Origin of the sequence: Arthrobacter sp. KBS0702 (assembly GCF_005937985.2) — a bacterium.
Taxonomy (GTDB): domain Bacteria; phylum Actinomycetota; class Actinomycetes; order Actinomycetales; family Micrococcaceae; genus Arthrobacter.
On record NZ_CP042172.1, the window covers coordinates 3,017,593 to 3,030,471 of the forward strand.

14 protein-coding genes are annotated in these 12,879 nt (G+C 67.6%); 8 read left to right on the forward strand and 6 right to left on the reverse strand.

What is annotated here, in order from left to right:
• Positions 1 to 105 precede the first annotated feature (105 nt).
• The 5 genes from FFF93_RS13910 (at position 106) to FFF93_RS13930 (ending at position 4,459) form a co-directional block, all read left to right on the forward strand.
• Positions 106 to 855: a CPBP family intramembrane glutamic endopeptidase gene (locus FFF93_RS13910; RefSeq protein WP_138768390.1), complete on the forward strand. Its 750-nt coding sequence runs from the start codon at positions 106 to 108 to the stop codon at positions 853 to 855.
• 73 nt (positions 856 to 928) lie between these two features.
• Positions 929 to 1,369 carry a VOC family protein gene (locus FFF93_RS13915; RefSeq protein ID WP_138768389.1) on the forward strand — a complete coding sequence of 147 codons (441 nt, stop codon included), beginning with the start codon at positions 929 to 931 and terminating at the stop codon, positions 1,367 to 1,369.
• Positions 1,370 to 1,390: 21 nt separating this feature from the next.
• A complete protein-coding gene (locus tag FFF93_RS13920; protein ID WP_138768388.1) occupies positions 1,391 to 2,344 on the forward strand; it encodes a 1,4-dihydroxy-2-naphthoyl-CoA synthase in 954 nt (317 codons plus the stop codon).
• 10 nt (positions 2,345 to 2,354) lie between these two features.
• Positions 2,355 to 3,518: an AMP-binding protein gene (locus tag FFF93_RS13925; RefSeq protein WP_395858394.1), complete on the forward strand. Its 1,164-nt coding sequence runs from the start codon at positions 2,355 to 2,357 to the stop codon at positions 3,516 to 3,518.
• A gap of 59 nt (positions 3,519 to 3,577) precedes the next feature.
• A complete protein-coding gene (locus FFF93_RS13930) occupies positions 3,578 to 4,459 on the forward strand; it encodes a 1,4-dihydroxy-2-naphthoate polyprenyltransferase (protein WP_138768387.1) in 882 nt (293 codons plus the stop codon).
• 108 nt (positions 4,460 to 4,567) lie between these two features.
• Here FFF93_RS13930 and FFF93_RS13935 read toward each other — a convergent pair whose 3' ends face one another.
• Positions 4,568 to 4,876: a DUF4229 domain-containing protein gene (locus FFF93_RS13935; RefSeq protein WP_138768386.1), complete on the reverse strand. Its 309-nt coding sequence runs from the start codon at positions 4,874 to 4,876 to the stop codon at positions 4,568 to 4,570.
• 166 nt (positions 4,877 to 5,042) lie between these two features.
• Between FFF93_RS13935 and FFF93_RS13940 the strand changes: the two genes are divergently transcribed.
• Positions 5,043 to 5,462 carry a PLD nuclease N-terminal domain-containing protein gene (locus tag FFF93_RS13940; RefSeq protein ID WP_138768385.1) on the forward strand — a complete coding sequence of 140 codons (420 nt, stop codon included), beginning with the start codon at positions 5,043 to 5,045 and terminating at the stop codon, positions 5,460 to 5,462.
• Between the two features lie 1,040 nt (positions 5,463 to 6,502).
• Positions 6,503 to 6,958, forward strand: a complete 456-nt coding sequence (locus tag FFF93_RS17165) for a hypothetical protein (RefSeq protein ID WP_261375147.1) — start codon at positions 6,503 to 6,505, stop codon at positions 6,956 to 6,958.
• 53 nt (positions 6,959 to 7,011) lie between these two features.
• Here the strand turns inward: FFF93_RS17165 and ccsB are convergent, their stop codons facing one another.
• From ccsB to FFF93_RS13970, 5 genes are read right to left on the reverse strand one after another with little or no spacing between them, the layout of a single operon-like run.
• Positions 7,012 to 8,115: a c-type cytochrome biogenesis protein CcsB gene (gene ccsB / locus FFF93_RS13950; protein WP_138768384.1), complete on the reverse strand. Its 1,104-nt coding sequence runs from the start codon at positions 8,113 to 8,115 to the stop codon at positions 7,012 to 7,014.
• On the reverse strand, positions 8,115 to 9,965 hold the full coding sequence (locus FFF93_RS13955; protein ID WP_138768383.1) for a cytochrome c biogenesis protein ResB: 1,851 nt from the start codon (positions 9,963 to 9,965) through the stop codon (positions 8,115 to 8,117). Before FFF93_RS13955 ends, ccsB begins: the two co-directional genes overlap by 1 nt.
• Positions 9,965 to 10,720 carry a cytochrome c biogenesis CcdA family protein gene (locus tag FFF93_RS13960; protein ID WP_138768382.1) on the reverse strand — a complete coding sequence of 252 codons (756 nt, stop codon included), beginning with the start codon at positions 10,718 to 10,720 and terminating at the stop codon, positions 9,965 to 9,967. The genes FFF93_RS13955 and FFF93_RS13960 overlap by 1 nt, the downstream gene beginning before the upstream one ends.
• Positions 10,721 to 10,736: 16 nt before the next feature.
• Entirely contained in the window at positions 10,737 to 11,348 is a 612-nt protein-coding gene (locus FFF93_RS13965; protein ID WP_138768381.1) for a TlpA disulfide reductase family protein, read from the reverse strand.
• A 2-nt stretch (positions 11,349 to 11,350) separates the two neighbouring features.
• Positions 11,351 to 12,016: a histidine phosphatase family protein gene (locus FFF93_RS13970; protein ID WP_138768380.1), complete on the reverse strand. Its 666-nt coding sequence runs from the start codon at positions 12,014 to 12,016 to the stop codon at positions 11,351 to 11,353.
• Positions 12,017 to 12,230: 214 nt separating this feature from the next.
• Here FFF93_RS13970 and FFF93_RS13975 point away from each other — a divergent pair, with 214 nt between their 5' ends.
• Positions 12,231 to 12,779 carry a YceI family protein gene (locus FFF93_RS13975; protein ID WP_138768379.1) on the forward strand — a complete coding sequence of 183 codons (549 nt, stop codon included), beginning with the start codon at positions 12,231 to 12,233 and terminating at the stop codon, positions 12,777 to 12,779.
• Positions 12,780 to 12,879 lie beyond the last annotated feature (100 nt).

Consider the following 12,879-nt stretch of genomic DNA (forward strand, 5'->3'; position numbering starts at 1 on the left):
GCAATGGCTCGCAGCGTCGCGCGGCTCATCCATAGTACTAGCTTTCGGCACCCGACCGTGACGCGGGCAACATTGCGGGCCCTCCCGGGGAGCTAGGCTGAAGCCATGGGCACCGCTCTCCGTCACCTACCTGCGCCACGTCCGGACCTGTACGTTTTTTCCCGGCTGGACTACGCAACGGCGGGGATTTACACGGCGGTGAGCGCGTTTTTTGCCACCGCGTCCGGACTGCTGGCCCCGCTGCTGCTGCAGCTCTCCCCCAACCCGGCAATTGCGTCCTACGCCGTCAATCTGGTCTTCTACGGGGTCATCGGCCTGCTCGCCCTGGCCGCCGCGCGCCACGTGGCCCGCCGGGACCTCCGCGTCCTGGCCACGAGGCCCTGGTTCACCCTGCTGATGGTGCCGCTTGCCGTGCTCGCCGCAATGATCCTGACCGCCGTCCTGGTGGCCGTGACCGGCCCGCCGCAGACCTCGGCCAACCAGGCCGGCCTGCAGGCCCTGATGCAGCAGGTCCCGGCCTGGCTGATGGTGCCGTTGCTGGTGGTGGTGGGCCCCTTTGTGGAGGAGTACATCTTCCGGCACCTGTTGATCGGCAAGCTGAGCGGGAAGCTGAACATCTGGCTCTGCTGCGCCCTCTCCGTCGCGTTGTTCGCAGCCGTGCACATCGTGGGCCAGGAAGCGCTCTCGCTGCCCGTCCTCATGCCGTACCTCGCCATGGGCGCCGTCCTGGTGTTCGTCTACGTCTGGACGGGCAAGAACGTAATGTTCTCCTATTTCGTCCATGCCGCGAAGAACCTGCTGGCCGTCGTCTTCATCTACGCCATCCCGCCGGAAGTCCTCGAACAGCTGCAGTAGCGGCCGTGAACACCCACGGGCCGCGTTGCCCCTAGACCTAGCGCCGCGGCCGCCGGCGTCGTAGGTTCTTCCCATGGCATTGAACATCCAGATCGCTGTCGACTGCGCTGATCCCCACGGCCTCGCGGAGTGGTGGGCCGAAACCCTCGACTGGACCGTGGAGCCCCAGGACGAGGACTTCATCCGGTCCATGATCGAGCAGGGTTTCGCAACGGAGTCCGAGACCAAGCTGCACCACGGCAAACTGGTCTGGCGGACCGGAGCCGCCATCCGCCCGCCCGAGGACCTGGACACCAAACCGGCCACCCGGAGGATCCTGTTCCAGACCGCGCCGGAGGCCAAGACCGTGAAGAACCGGGTCCACTGGGACGTGAACCTGGCCGGCGCGGACAAGGACGAGGTGCGCGCCGCCCTGGAGGCCCGCGGCGCCACGTACCTCTGGACCGCCAACGAGGGCCCGCATTCCTGGCACACCATGGCGGACCCGGAAGGCAACGAGTTCTGCATCAGCTGAGCCGATTACTAGACTCGGACTGTGAGCAACGAAATCCCCGCCAAGGTATCTGACGTTTTTGACCCCAACCGCTGGCGCGCCGTGTCCGGCTTCGACGACTTCCAGGACATGACCTATCACCGCCAGGTGGAACGGTCCGACGACGGCGCCGTGGTCCGGGACCTGCCCACGGTCCGGATCGCCTTCAACCGGCCCGAGGTCCGCAACGCCTTCCGCCCCGGCACCGTGGACGAGCTCTACCGGGCCATGGACCACGCCCGGATGAGCCCGGACGTGGCCACCGTGCTGCTCACCGGCAACGGCCCCTCCGCCAAGGACGGCGGCCACTCCTTCTGCTCCGGCGGCGACCAGCGGATCCGCGGCCGCGACGGGTACCGCTATGCCGAGGGCGAGACGAAGGAGACCATCGACCCGGCCCGCGCCGGCCGGCTGCACATCCTGGAGGTCCAGCGGCTGATGCGGACCATGCCCAAGGTGGTCATCGCCGTCGTCAACGGCTGGGCGGCCGGCGGCGGGCACTCCCTGCACGTCGTCTCGGACCTCACCATCGCCTCCCGCCAGCACGGCAAGTTCAAGCAGACCGACGCCACCGTGGGCAGCTTCGACGCCGGCTACGGCTCGGCCCTGCTGGCCCGCCAGATCGGCCAGAAAGCGGCCCGCGAAATCTTCTTTCTGGCCCGCGAATATTCCGCCGAGGACATGGTCCGGATGGGCGCCGTGAACGATGCCGTGGACCACGAACGCCTTGAGGACGTGGCGCTGGAATACGCCGCCGACATCGCCCGGCAGTCCCCGCAGGCCATCCGGATGCTCAAGTTCGCCTTCAACCTCGCCGACGACGGCCTGGCCGGACAGCAGGTCTTCGCCGGCGAGGCGACGCGGCTGGCCTACATGACGGACGAGGCGGTGGAGGGCAAAGAGGCCTTCCTGGAGAAACGCGATCCGGACTGGTCCCAGTTCCCGTACTACTTCTAAGGCTGCCGCAGTGAATTCCGGAGAGGTGAACATCGAGCCCGCCCTGGCCGCGCTGGCCGCGGCCCTCCGCGGGGAGGGCCCCGCCGTCGAGCTGTCCGCCGGCCCGGACGGGTCCCTCGTCGTCGGCCTGGTGGAGACCCCCGGGTTCGAGGACGCCGCGGTGGTGGTGCGCACCTCCGGCTCCACCGGGGTGCCAAAAGCCACGGTGCTCACGGTGGATGCCCTCGCGGCTTCTTCCATGGCCACGGCGATGGCGCTCAAGGGCGAAGGGCAGTGGCTGCTGGCGCTGCCCCTGCAGTACGTGGCCGGCGTGCAGGTGCTGGTCCGGTCCCTCTTCGCCGGCACCCGGCCCTGGGCGATGGACCTCTCCGGCGGCTTCACCCCGGAGGCCTTCACCGCCGCGGCCCAGGAGCTCACCGACAAGCTCCGCTTCACCTCCCTGGTGCCCACCCAGCTGCAACGGCTGCTGGACACGCCCTCGTCGCAGACACTGGCCGCGCTCCGCCGCTTCAACGCGGTCCTGCTCGGCGGCGCGCCCGCATCGGCCGGGCTGCTCGGCGCGGCCCGTGACGCCGGCGTCCGGGTGGTGACCACCTACGGGTCCGCCGAGACCTGCGGCGGCTGCGTCTACGACGGCGTGCCGCTGGACGGCGTCGACGTTCGGCTGGCAGACGACGGACGCATCCTGCTCGGCGGGGCCACCATCGCCGCCGGGTACCTCGGAGCCCCGGAACTCAGCGCGGCGACGTTCGTCGAGGACGAGGGGGTCCGCTGGTACCGCACCAGCGACCTCGGGGCAGTGTCCGCGGACGGCACGCTGGCCGTGCTGGGCCGGGCAGACGACGTCGTCATCACCGGAGGCGTCAAGGTGTCCGCCGCACAAGTGCAGGCCGAGCTGGAGCGGCTCGAGGGTGTGCGGGCGGCTTTCGTCGCAGGGGTTCCGTCCGCCGAATGGGGCCAGGCGCTGGCGGCCTACGTGGTGCTGGCGGATCCTTCCCCGGAAGCGGCGGACGATTTCAGGGCGCGTTTCGCCGGCGGAAGTGCGGGCGCTTTGACCGGTGCCCTGGCCCCGAAAACCGTGCTGACCGCGGCGGAACTGTTGATGCTTCCAAACGGAAAACCGGACCGGCTGGGCATGACGGTTCGGCTGGAAGCCCTGCATCAGGGAAAATAGAAAAGCTTCAACCAAGTCTGTCCAACCAGATCGTCACCAAAACCAACGAGGTACTGAACGTGGCCACAGCCGCACAATGGATCCAAGGCGCCCGGCTGCGCACCCTGCCGGCCGCGATCGCGCCGGTCCTGATCGGGTCCGCAGCCGCCTATGAGCTGGATGCCTTCCGACCCGTCAACGCACTGCTGGCCGCCATGGTGGCACTGCTGCTCCAGGTCGGCGTGAATTACGCCAACGACTACTCCGACGGCATCCGCGGCACCGACGAGGACCGGGTTGGCCCGCTCCGGCTGGTCGGCTCCGGCGCGGCGGCGCCAGCGCACGTCAAGCGGGCCGCGTTCGCGGCGTTCGGCCTGGCGATGCTGTTCGGCCTGGCCCTGGTCATCATCACGCAAGCCTGGTGGCTGATCCTCGTGGGCGTGGGCTGCGTCCTGGCCGCCTGGGGCTACACCGGGGGCAAGAACCCCTACGGCTACCTCGGCCTGGGCGACGTGTTCGTCTTTGTGTTCTTCGGGCTGGTCGCCACGCTGGGCACCACCTACACGCAGGCCGGCCAGATCAGCCTCGCGGCCGTCATCGGCGCGATCGGCACGGGACTCATCGCCTGCGCCCTGCTGATGGCCAATAACGTCCGAGACATCCCCACCGACCGGGTCGCGGGGAAGAAGACCCTGGCCGTCCGGCTCGGTGACAAGCATGCCCGGGAGAGCTACGTGCTGATGCTCGCCGTTGCCATCCTGCTGGTGATCGTGCTCGCGCCCCGGCAGCCGTGGATGCTGATCGTGCTGTTGCTGATCCCGGCCATCCTGATGCCGTCCTGGCTGATGATTGCGGGACGCCGCCGCAAGAGCCTCATTCCGGTGCTGAAGCAGACCGGTCTGATCAACCTCGGTTACGCGGTGCTGTTCTCGCTCGGCCTGGTGCTGAGCCACGGTTTCTAGCGCAGGTTCCGGAGGCGGCCTGCCGGGAGGGCCTGCATCGGGTTGTCGGCGTCGTGGCGCCTCCGCCGGCGTCGTGGCGCCTCCGCCGGCGTCGTGCCGCCGAGTTGCTTAGGAGTCCTTGGGACGGCTGTCAGTGCGCACCGTGACGTCCGGGTGCTCGTCCACCAGCCGGTCTTCCGCGGCGGCGTCGGCGGCCTCGCCCGCGCTGCGCAGCGGCTTCGCCTGGCCGGAGAAGCGGTGGTGGATAGAGGCCGTGGCCGCGTCCCGCTGCTTCTGGAAGAACAGGAAGCTGATCGCGAAGGCCATCATCCCGGCGCAGAGTGCAGCCAGCAGCCAGCCCAGCTGCAAGTAGACAAACAGGGCGAACAACGGCACAAACAGCGCCAGACGGATCAGGGAGTATTTCAGGAAAGCCACACTCCCAGTTTAGCCGTCGCGGACCCGGCCCGGCCGCTCCCGGCTGTCCCGCCTGATTGCCCTGTCTGATTGCCTGCCTGATTGCTGCGGCGCCGTTGTCATGCACGGTTGCCCTTGCCCTCCCGGACCCGGCGCCGGAAACCCTCCCGGAGGCTAAACTGAAGCTATGCTCCGTGTTGTGGTACCCATCCTCTTGCTGGTCGTTTTTGTCTACGGGCTCATCGATCTGATCCGGACCGACGCACGCCAGACCAGGGGCATTTCGAAGCCGGCCTGGATCGTCGTGCAAATCGTCCTTCCGCTGATCGGCGCCGCGCTGTGGTTCATCCTCGGCAGGCCGCGCGGGAGTGCCGCCGCGTCCCCGGCCGCCTACAGCCACCCGACCGCCCCGGACGACGATCCCGACTTCCTCCGCAACCTGGAGCTGCGCCGCCGCAACCAGGCGGAGGCCGACCGGCTCAAGAAGCTCAAGGACGAACTGGACGCCAAGGAACGCGAGCTTGGCCGCGGTACCGGCCCGTCCCACGGCCCGGAGTCCGGCGAAGCCAGCGGCGACACCACGCAGGGCACCGACGAAGTCAAGTAGCACCACGGGCAGGCAGCACCGCCCGGGACTTGCGGTCTTTCACGCCACACTGCGGCGCCCTGATTTCAGGTCTAGCCCCCGGGTACGCCCGGGTACGCCCCGGCGACCACCAGTCATCATTCGCCACACATGGCCGGAATCCCACCCCGCATGGCGGCCATCTTTGGCAAACCGACGCCACGCACCCACGCCGCACTTGTCCTGAGCCACCCATTGCCGCGTCTGGGCCGCTGTTCTTTGCCACCTAGGGCCTGGCCCGCCACCACGAGCAGGCAGCCGCCTCCATTAGCCACACATGGCCGGAATCCCAGCCCGCATAGCGGCCATCTCCGGCAAATCACCGCCACGCACCCACGCCGCATGAACTTCCATCCATCGGCCCACTACTCCCCCACACCCGGCAAGCTCTGTGGATAACGTCCGGGCCGCCTCCCGTCGGGCGCAGAATTCACTCATGCGCCAACCCAGTGAGCTTCCCGCACAGCTTCGAAACAAGCCGTTCACCATGGCGGCCGCCCGCGCGGCGGGGCTGAGCCGACGTCGAACCCGGGCCCGGGATCTCGTCGCGCCTTGCTACGGAGTGCGCACCACTGCCACGATCACGGACACACTCCTCGAGCGCGTTCGTGCCTTGACTGCCGTAACCGCCGCGGTGGTGAGCCATTTATCCGCAGCCGTGCTGTGGGGCTTCCCTCTGCCCTCATCCTTGGCGAACACGGCCCTCGTCCATCTGACGAGCCTGCCGGGCCGTCGCGCTGTGCGGCGAAAGAACGTCGTAGGCCATCAGCAGTCTTTCAAACCGGAGGAGATCGTTGCCGGGGCCAAGGTAAGTTGCACCTCCCCCTTGCGGACCTGGTTCGATCTCGCGGGCATGCTAAGTCTCGATGATTTGGTGATTGCCGGCGACTTCCTGCTCCAACGCAGGAATCCCCTGGTCACGCTCGCTGACCTTGACGCTTATCTCGAAGGAAAGCGAGGGACTCCGGGCTACCGGCGCGCCATGCGGGCCCGCACCCTGGTCCGTGCCGGCACGGACCGCCATGCGGGCCCGCACCCTGGTCCGTGCCGGCACGGATTCCCCCAAAGAAACCGAACTCCGGCTGCTCCTGATCCGCCACGGGCTGCCCGAACCGGGAATCAACGTCCCCATGTTCGACGAGACCGGCGGCTGGATCCAGGACCCGGACATGTCTTATGAACGGGAAAAGGTCGCGGTCCAGTACGACGGCAGCCATCATGCCAGTCCTGCGCAACGTCGCAGCGATATCTTCCGGGATGAGAATGCCAGAGACGCTGGGTGGCGGGTAGTTGTATTGACGCAGTGGGATCTGAACCGGTTCGCCCCCGGCATGGAGCCTACGGCAGTTACCAGGGTGCGGGCGGCGCTGGTGGACCGCGGCTGGAGGCCCAGCCCTGGCGCGAAGCAGCGGCAACATCCCGGGTCTGGCCCGCGTCCTGCACCCAACCGTCGTCGATCTGACGCAGATGGCCGCTAAGCCGGGCGGCTTAGCGGCCATTCATGGCGAAGCGGTGGCAAGAACCCCGGGGCCTACAGACCCGAGTAGGAGTGCAGGCCGTTGAAGAACTGGTTCACGATCGTGAAGTTGAAGACCACGCACAAGTAGCCAACGATCGAGAGCCAGGCAGCGCGCGTACCGGTCCAGCCGCGGGTGGCGCGGGCGTGCAGGTAGCCGGCGTAGACCACCCAGATCACGAAGGTCCAGACTTCCTTGGTGTCCCAGCCCCAGAACCGGCCCCAGGCCTTCTCGGCCCAGATGGCCCCGAACATCAGGGTGAAGGTCCAGCCCACGAACGCGATCGCGTTGATCCGGTAGGACAGGTTCTCGAGGCTCAGGGCGTTGGGCACGAGGCGCATGAAGCCGAGCTTGTCGGCGCCGCCGGCGGCAAGGGTCTTTTGCCGGTGCGACTGGACCAGTTGCAGTGCGGACATCGCGAAGGTCAGGGTGAACAGGGCGGAGGACATCACCGCGATGGAGACGTGGATGATCAGCCAGTAGCTCTGCAGCGCGGGCACGAGGTGTCCCACCGGGGTCCAGTAGGCAACGGACGCGGCCACGAGCATGATGATGGCCAGGCCGATCACAAAGGTGCCCAGGAAGCGCAGGTCGCGGCGGATCAGCACCACCAGGAAGACGGCCACCGCCACAAACGCGCCGGTGGTCAGGAACTCGTACATGTTGCCCCACGGGACCCGGCCCGCGCCGAGGGCCCGCGTGATGACGCCGGCCGCGTGGATGGCCGCCCCCAGCACGGTCAGAGCGACGGCAACCCGGGCGGGAACACGGCGCTCGTCGCCATAGCGCATGCCGCCGTCGGCGGTCTGGCCGGCACCGGCGCCTTGGTTGCCCGAGACGGACGACGTCGGACGTTCGGCACGGCCGATCGGTCCGGCCACGTCGGACTCGGCCCGGTCAACGGCCCCGGAGGAAGCCCCGACGCCGGCGCCCACCGGCACGCGGGCGGCCCCGACGCCGGACAGTTCCGCCGCCTTCAGGTCCACCGCGCGCAGGGTTTTGCTGCTCTTGGCCAGGTCCCAGGCGAAGGCAATGAAGGCCACCGTGTAGGTCCCGGCGGCGAGCAGCATAAAGAGCTCGCTGTACTGGCCCATGGTTTCGTTGATCGAGAACGGCATTACTGATCCTTCTTTGACTCAGGAGAGCCTGCTGTGGTCTGGAGGGAGTCTGTTGCGGGCTGTTCGGGAGAGCTCTGCGGGCCGGCATCAGCGCCTGCGCCGGTGTCCGCCCGGTCATTATCCGCCCCCGCGCTGGGAACGGGCTGGGAACCGGAGTCGTCCAGCGGCCATGCCGCCGCGAGCAGGGCCCGGAGGGCCGCGGCTTCGCCGGCCAGGCGGTGGTCCTCGCCGCGGGCCAGCAGGCCGTATTCCACCATCGTCCGGCCGTCCTCGTGCGAGCCGGCACGGACCCAGGCGCGACGGCGGTTCACGTACAGCGAGGTGACCAGGCCTGCGACCGCGAGGAGCGCGAAGAACAAAGCGTAGCCCTGACCGGGGTTGTGGTGGATGTCCACGCCCACGTAGCGCTTGACCCCATCGAAGCTGATGGTGCCCTTGCCGTCCGGCAGGGTGTGGGTGGCACCGGGGGTCAGCACGATGCCCTTGGTGGGCAGGTTGCGGGCGTTGAGCGGCGTCAGCTTCTTCACGTCCAGCTCAAACACGTTCTGCGGCGAGCCGCTGTCCAGCCCGAGGTCGCCGTAGTAGGAGTTCAGCGTCAGCTGCGGGTTGAACAGCTCGGGATCGCCGCTGAAGGAAACGCCTTCCGGCGTGACGAATGCTGTGGGCAGGAAGAAGCCCGCGAAGGCGAGCTGCTCGGGCTTGGCATCGGGAACCTTGATGACCACCGAGGAGTAGTAGTTGTCGCCCTGGAGCTTGGCGACCACCGGGCCCTGCATGGCCACGTTGCCGTTGGCGTCGCGCACCGTGACCACCGGGGCGTAGCCGTTGCCGGTCAGGTAGATGCTGGTGCCGCCCAGGTTCAGCGGATCATTGACCTTCAGCACCTGATGCTCGGCGGGCGCTCCCGGGTTCTCCTTCGTGGTCACGTCTGCCTTGAAGTCGATCGGCTGGCCGAACTTGCCCTTCGATTCGCGGTCAAAGGTGATCTGGAACTTGTCCAGCTGGATGGAATAGGGCTGCAGCTGGGCGCTCTGGAAATTCGTGCCCGGCGTGAACTGGTCGTAGCCCACCAAGGTGTTCACAAAGGTGTCGCCCTCGACCAGGATGCGCTGGCCGCTGTAGCCGAACAGGCCGCCGGCCGCGACGGACACCAGCACGCCGATCAGCGCGGTGTGAAAGACCAGGTTGCCGACCTCCCGGAGGAAGCCGCGTTCCGCGCCCAGCGACGGCCGGGCCCCGTCGCTGTCCCTGACCTCGACCCGGTAGCCGCGCTTCTTCAGCAGGGCGGCGGCGTCGTCAATGGCGCGCGACGCCGGGATCCCGGCGTCGGCGGGAATCACCAGGGTGCCGTACTCGGGCAGCCGCGACAGCCGGGCCGGTGTGCGCGGGGGCTGGGAACGCATGGCCTTGTAGTGCACGATGGCCCGCGGCACCACGCAGCCGATCAGCGAGATGAACAGCAGAATGTAGATCGCGGAGAACCACGCCGAAGAGTACACATCGTAGAGCTGCAGCGCGTCCAGGACCTTCCCGTAGTCCGGGTGGTCCTTGATGTACTGGGTGACCACCGCGGGGTTCGCGGGCCGCTGCGGGAACAGCGATCCGGGCACGGCGGCGACGGCGAGCAGCAGCAGCAGGAACAGCGCGGTGCGCATGCTGGTCAGCTGTGTCCAAGCCCAGCGGAGCATGCCCACCGGTCCCAGCGAGGGCAGGACAGCCTCGGCCTTCGCGGCGGACACGGCAGCGTCGGCGGGCTTCGTCCCGGTGTCGGGCGTGCCGGAGTCGGGTGTGCCGGGGCGCCTCGTGCCGTTGGCTGGGGTCGTCTTCTTTACGTTCACTCGCTCGCTCATCAGATCGGCAATTTCACATCGGTTTGGAACCAGTACTGGAGCCCGGACACCCAGGCACCCCACACGCCGCTGGCCATCAGCAGGCCGAGCACAATCAGGATGCCACCGCCGGTGCGCTGGATGGCGAGCCGGTGCTTGCGGAAGAAGGACATCACGCCCATGCCGCGGCGCACGGCCAAGGCGATCAGCAGGAAGGGAATCCCCAGCCCCAGGCTATACACGAAGGCCAGGAGGGCGCCCTTCGCCGCGGAGGATCCGCCGGAAAGGCTTAGGAGCTGGACGGCAGAGTAGGTCGGTCCGATGCATGGCGCCCAGCCCAGGCCGAAGGTGATACCCAGCAGGGGCGCTCCCCACAGACCGGCTGGCGGTTTGGCATGGATCTTCGCGTCGCGCTGCAGCCAGGAGAAACCGCCCAGGAACACGATGCCCATGATGATCACCAGCACACCCAGCAGCTGCGTGATCCACCCGTTCTGTGAGCCGGTGATCAGGGTCCCGAGCTGGCCGAAGGCCCCGCCAAGGAGGACGAAGATCACCGAGAATCCGAGGACGAACAGCCCGATGCCCGCCAGCATCCGGCCGCGCTTCTGCTTCTGCAGGTCGACGCCGGTCAGTCCCGTCACGTAGCCAAGGTAGCCGGGCACCAGCGGCAGCACGCACGGCGAGAGGAAGGAGACGAGTCCGGCCAGCAGCGCCACCGGGATGGCGAGCAGCAGCGACCCGCTCAGGATGGCTTCGGCGAAGGGGCTGTTCACGGCGTCGTCTACTCCACTACTCGGCCACGGCGGCGGCGATAAGGGACTTGAGGGTGCCCTTCTGGATTTCGCCGAGCACCCGGGACGCGACCCGGCCCTGCTTGTCGAGCACCAGCGTGGTGGGAACCGCGCCCGGCGGAACCAGACCGGAGACGGCCAGCAGAACCGCCCCGTCCTTGTCGTTGAAGCTCGGGTAGCTCAGGTTGAACGTCTTGTCGAAGGCTTCGGCCGTGGCCTTTTCATCGCGCAGGTTGACGCCGAAGAACTGCACGCCCTGGGCCTTGAACTCCTGGTGCAGCGCCTCCAGCGAGGGTGCCTCCACCCGGCACGGGGCGCAGGCGGCGAACCAGAAGTTGAGCACCGTGACCTTGCCGGAGAAGTCCGACGCCGTCACTGCGGTCCCGTCGAACAGCGTCCCCTTGATCTCCACGGGTTTTTTCCGGTCGGCGACGGCGAATTCGGTCACCGAGCCGTCGCCGGCGACGTAGTTCTTGTTGTCCCCCGCCTTGGCCTGCTTGGCGAGGTCGTCTTCCTGGGCGCAGCCGGACAGTCCCAGCATGCCGGCAAGGGCCGCGCCGCCGGCGGTGAGGACGCTGCGGCGGGTCAGCCTGGGGTCGTTCCCGAACATACTCAAGCCCCCGGGGTGCTGGAGGCACCCGGCAGGAGGGCGGCTGCCGGCTCGCGGTAGTCGACGCGCAGCAGTTGCCCGGCGTCGTCGAATACCAGCGACGTGAGGGAGGTGAGCGTGCATTCACGCTTCCGCGGGTCGTGCCACAGCGGCCTGCCTTCGGCGCTGAGCCGGGTGGCCCAGATGGGCAGCTGGTGGCTGACCAGGATCGCCTCAGCACCGTCGCCGCCCAGCTCGATGGCCCGCAACCGTGCGTCCTGCACCGCGGCGGTTACCCGCGCGGCCTGCTCCTTGTACGGCTCGCCCCAGGACGGCCGGAGCGGGTTGCGCAGCATCGGCCAGTGCTTCGGCCTGAGGATTTCGGCCTTTGAAACCCGGATCCCCTGGAAGTAATTGGCGGCCTCGATAATCCGGTCCTCAGTGACGATGTCCAAGTTGAGGGCCTCCGAGATCGGCTGGGCCGTTTCCTGGGCGCGGGTCAGCGGGGAGGCTGCGAGATGCACGATCTTGGCCCCCTGGGCGGCGCGTTCACTGAAGTGCCCGGCAAGGGTCCGGGCCATCTCCCGGCCGAGTTCGGAGAGGTGGAACTCAGGCAGCCGTCCGTATAGGACGCCGTCGGGGTTATGGACCTCGCCGTGGCGGAGCAGATGAACGGTGGCTTGGGGCATGTGTACCAGTTTCTCAAAGGGCAGGGGCAATGACGAAATCTTCTACAAGGAGTAGAACTGAAACTTTTTGAGAAATGTTCCCCGGCGGCGGAATAAAAGATGCAAATGCATGTTTATACTGGGTGAAGCAGTTAGTTGAGACTTCAACCAATGAGGCCGCGACCGACGATCAGATGAACTTCCGCAAGACCCACCCGACTCAAGGAGAAACACCATGGCACTTCCCGCAAACCTCACCACCGGCACCTGGACGCTCGACTCCTCGCACAGCGAAATCGGCTTCACCGTCCGCCACGCGGGCATCAGCAAGGTCCGCGGCCAGTTCAAGGAAGCCGATGCAACCCTGGACCTCGCCGAGAACGTCGCCGACTCCAAGGTGAACGCCACCATCAAGACCGCGAGCTTCGACTCCGGTGACGCCAACCGCGACGGCCACGTCCGCGGCGAGGACTTCTTTGACGTCGAGAAGTTCCCGGAGATCTCCTTTGTCTCCAACGCGATCGTCCCCAAGGGCGATGCCTACGAACTGCAGGGCGACCTGACTATCAAGGGTGTCACCCGCCCGGTGGCCCTGGAGACCGAGCTCAACGGTGTTGCCGTTGATCCGTTCGGCAACACCCGGGCCGGCCTGACCGCCGAGACGACGATCAGCCGCAAGGACTTCGGCCTGACCTGGAACGCCGTCCTCGAAGCCGGCGGCGTGCTGGTCAGCGACAAGGTTGCCATCAACCTCGAACTGGCCTTCATCGCCCCCGCAGCCTAGTCCCGCCTCCGCAAGAAGCGGACAGGCTGTTCCGGCCCTCGCCGGAGACCCGGCAAGCACCCCGCGCCATCCACGGATGGGGCGGGGTGCTTTGCTTAAC

Bases quoted from the DNA above. Each gene is read 5' to 3' on its own strand.
- FFF93_RS13910 (WP_138768390.1), top strand. From the start codon at position 106: ATGGGCACCGCTCTCCGTCACCTACCTGCGCCACGTCCGGACCTGTAC.
- FFF93_RS13915 (WP_138768389.1), top strand. From the start codon at position 929: ATGGCATTGAACATCCAGATCGCTGTCGACTGCGCTGATCCCCACGGC.
- FFF93_RS13940 (WP_138768385.1), top strand. From the start codon at position 5,043: ATGCTCCGTGTTGTGGTACCCATCCTCTTGCTGGTCGTTTTTGTCTAC.
- FFF93_RS17165 (WP_261375147.1), top strand. From the start codon at position 6,503: ATGCGGGCCCGCACCCTGGTCCGTGCCGGCACGGATTCCCCCAAAGAA.
- ccsB (WP_138768384.1), bottom strand. From the start codon at position 8,115: ATGCCGTTCTCGATCAACGAAACCATGGGCCAGTACAGCGAGCTCTTT.
- FFF93_RS13955 (WP_138768383.1), bottom strand. From the start codon at position 9,965: ATGAGCGAGCGAGTGAACGTAAAGAAGACGACCCCAGCCAACGGCACG.
- FFF93_RS13965 (WP_138768381.1), bottom strand. From the start codon at position 11,348: ATGTTCGGGAACGACCCCAGGCTGACCCGCCGCAGCGTCCTCACCGCC.
- FFF93_RS13970 (WP_138768380.1), bottom strand. From the start codon at position 12,016: ATGCCCCAAGCCACCGTTCATCTGCTCCGCCACGGCGAGGTCCATAAC.
- FFF93_RS13975 (WP_138768379.1), top strand. From the start codon at position 12,231: ATGGCACTTCCCGCAAACCTCACCACCGGCACCTGGACGCTCGACTCC.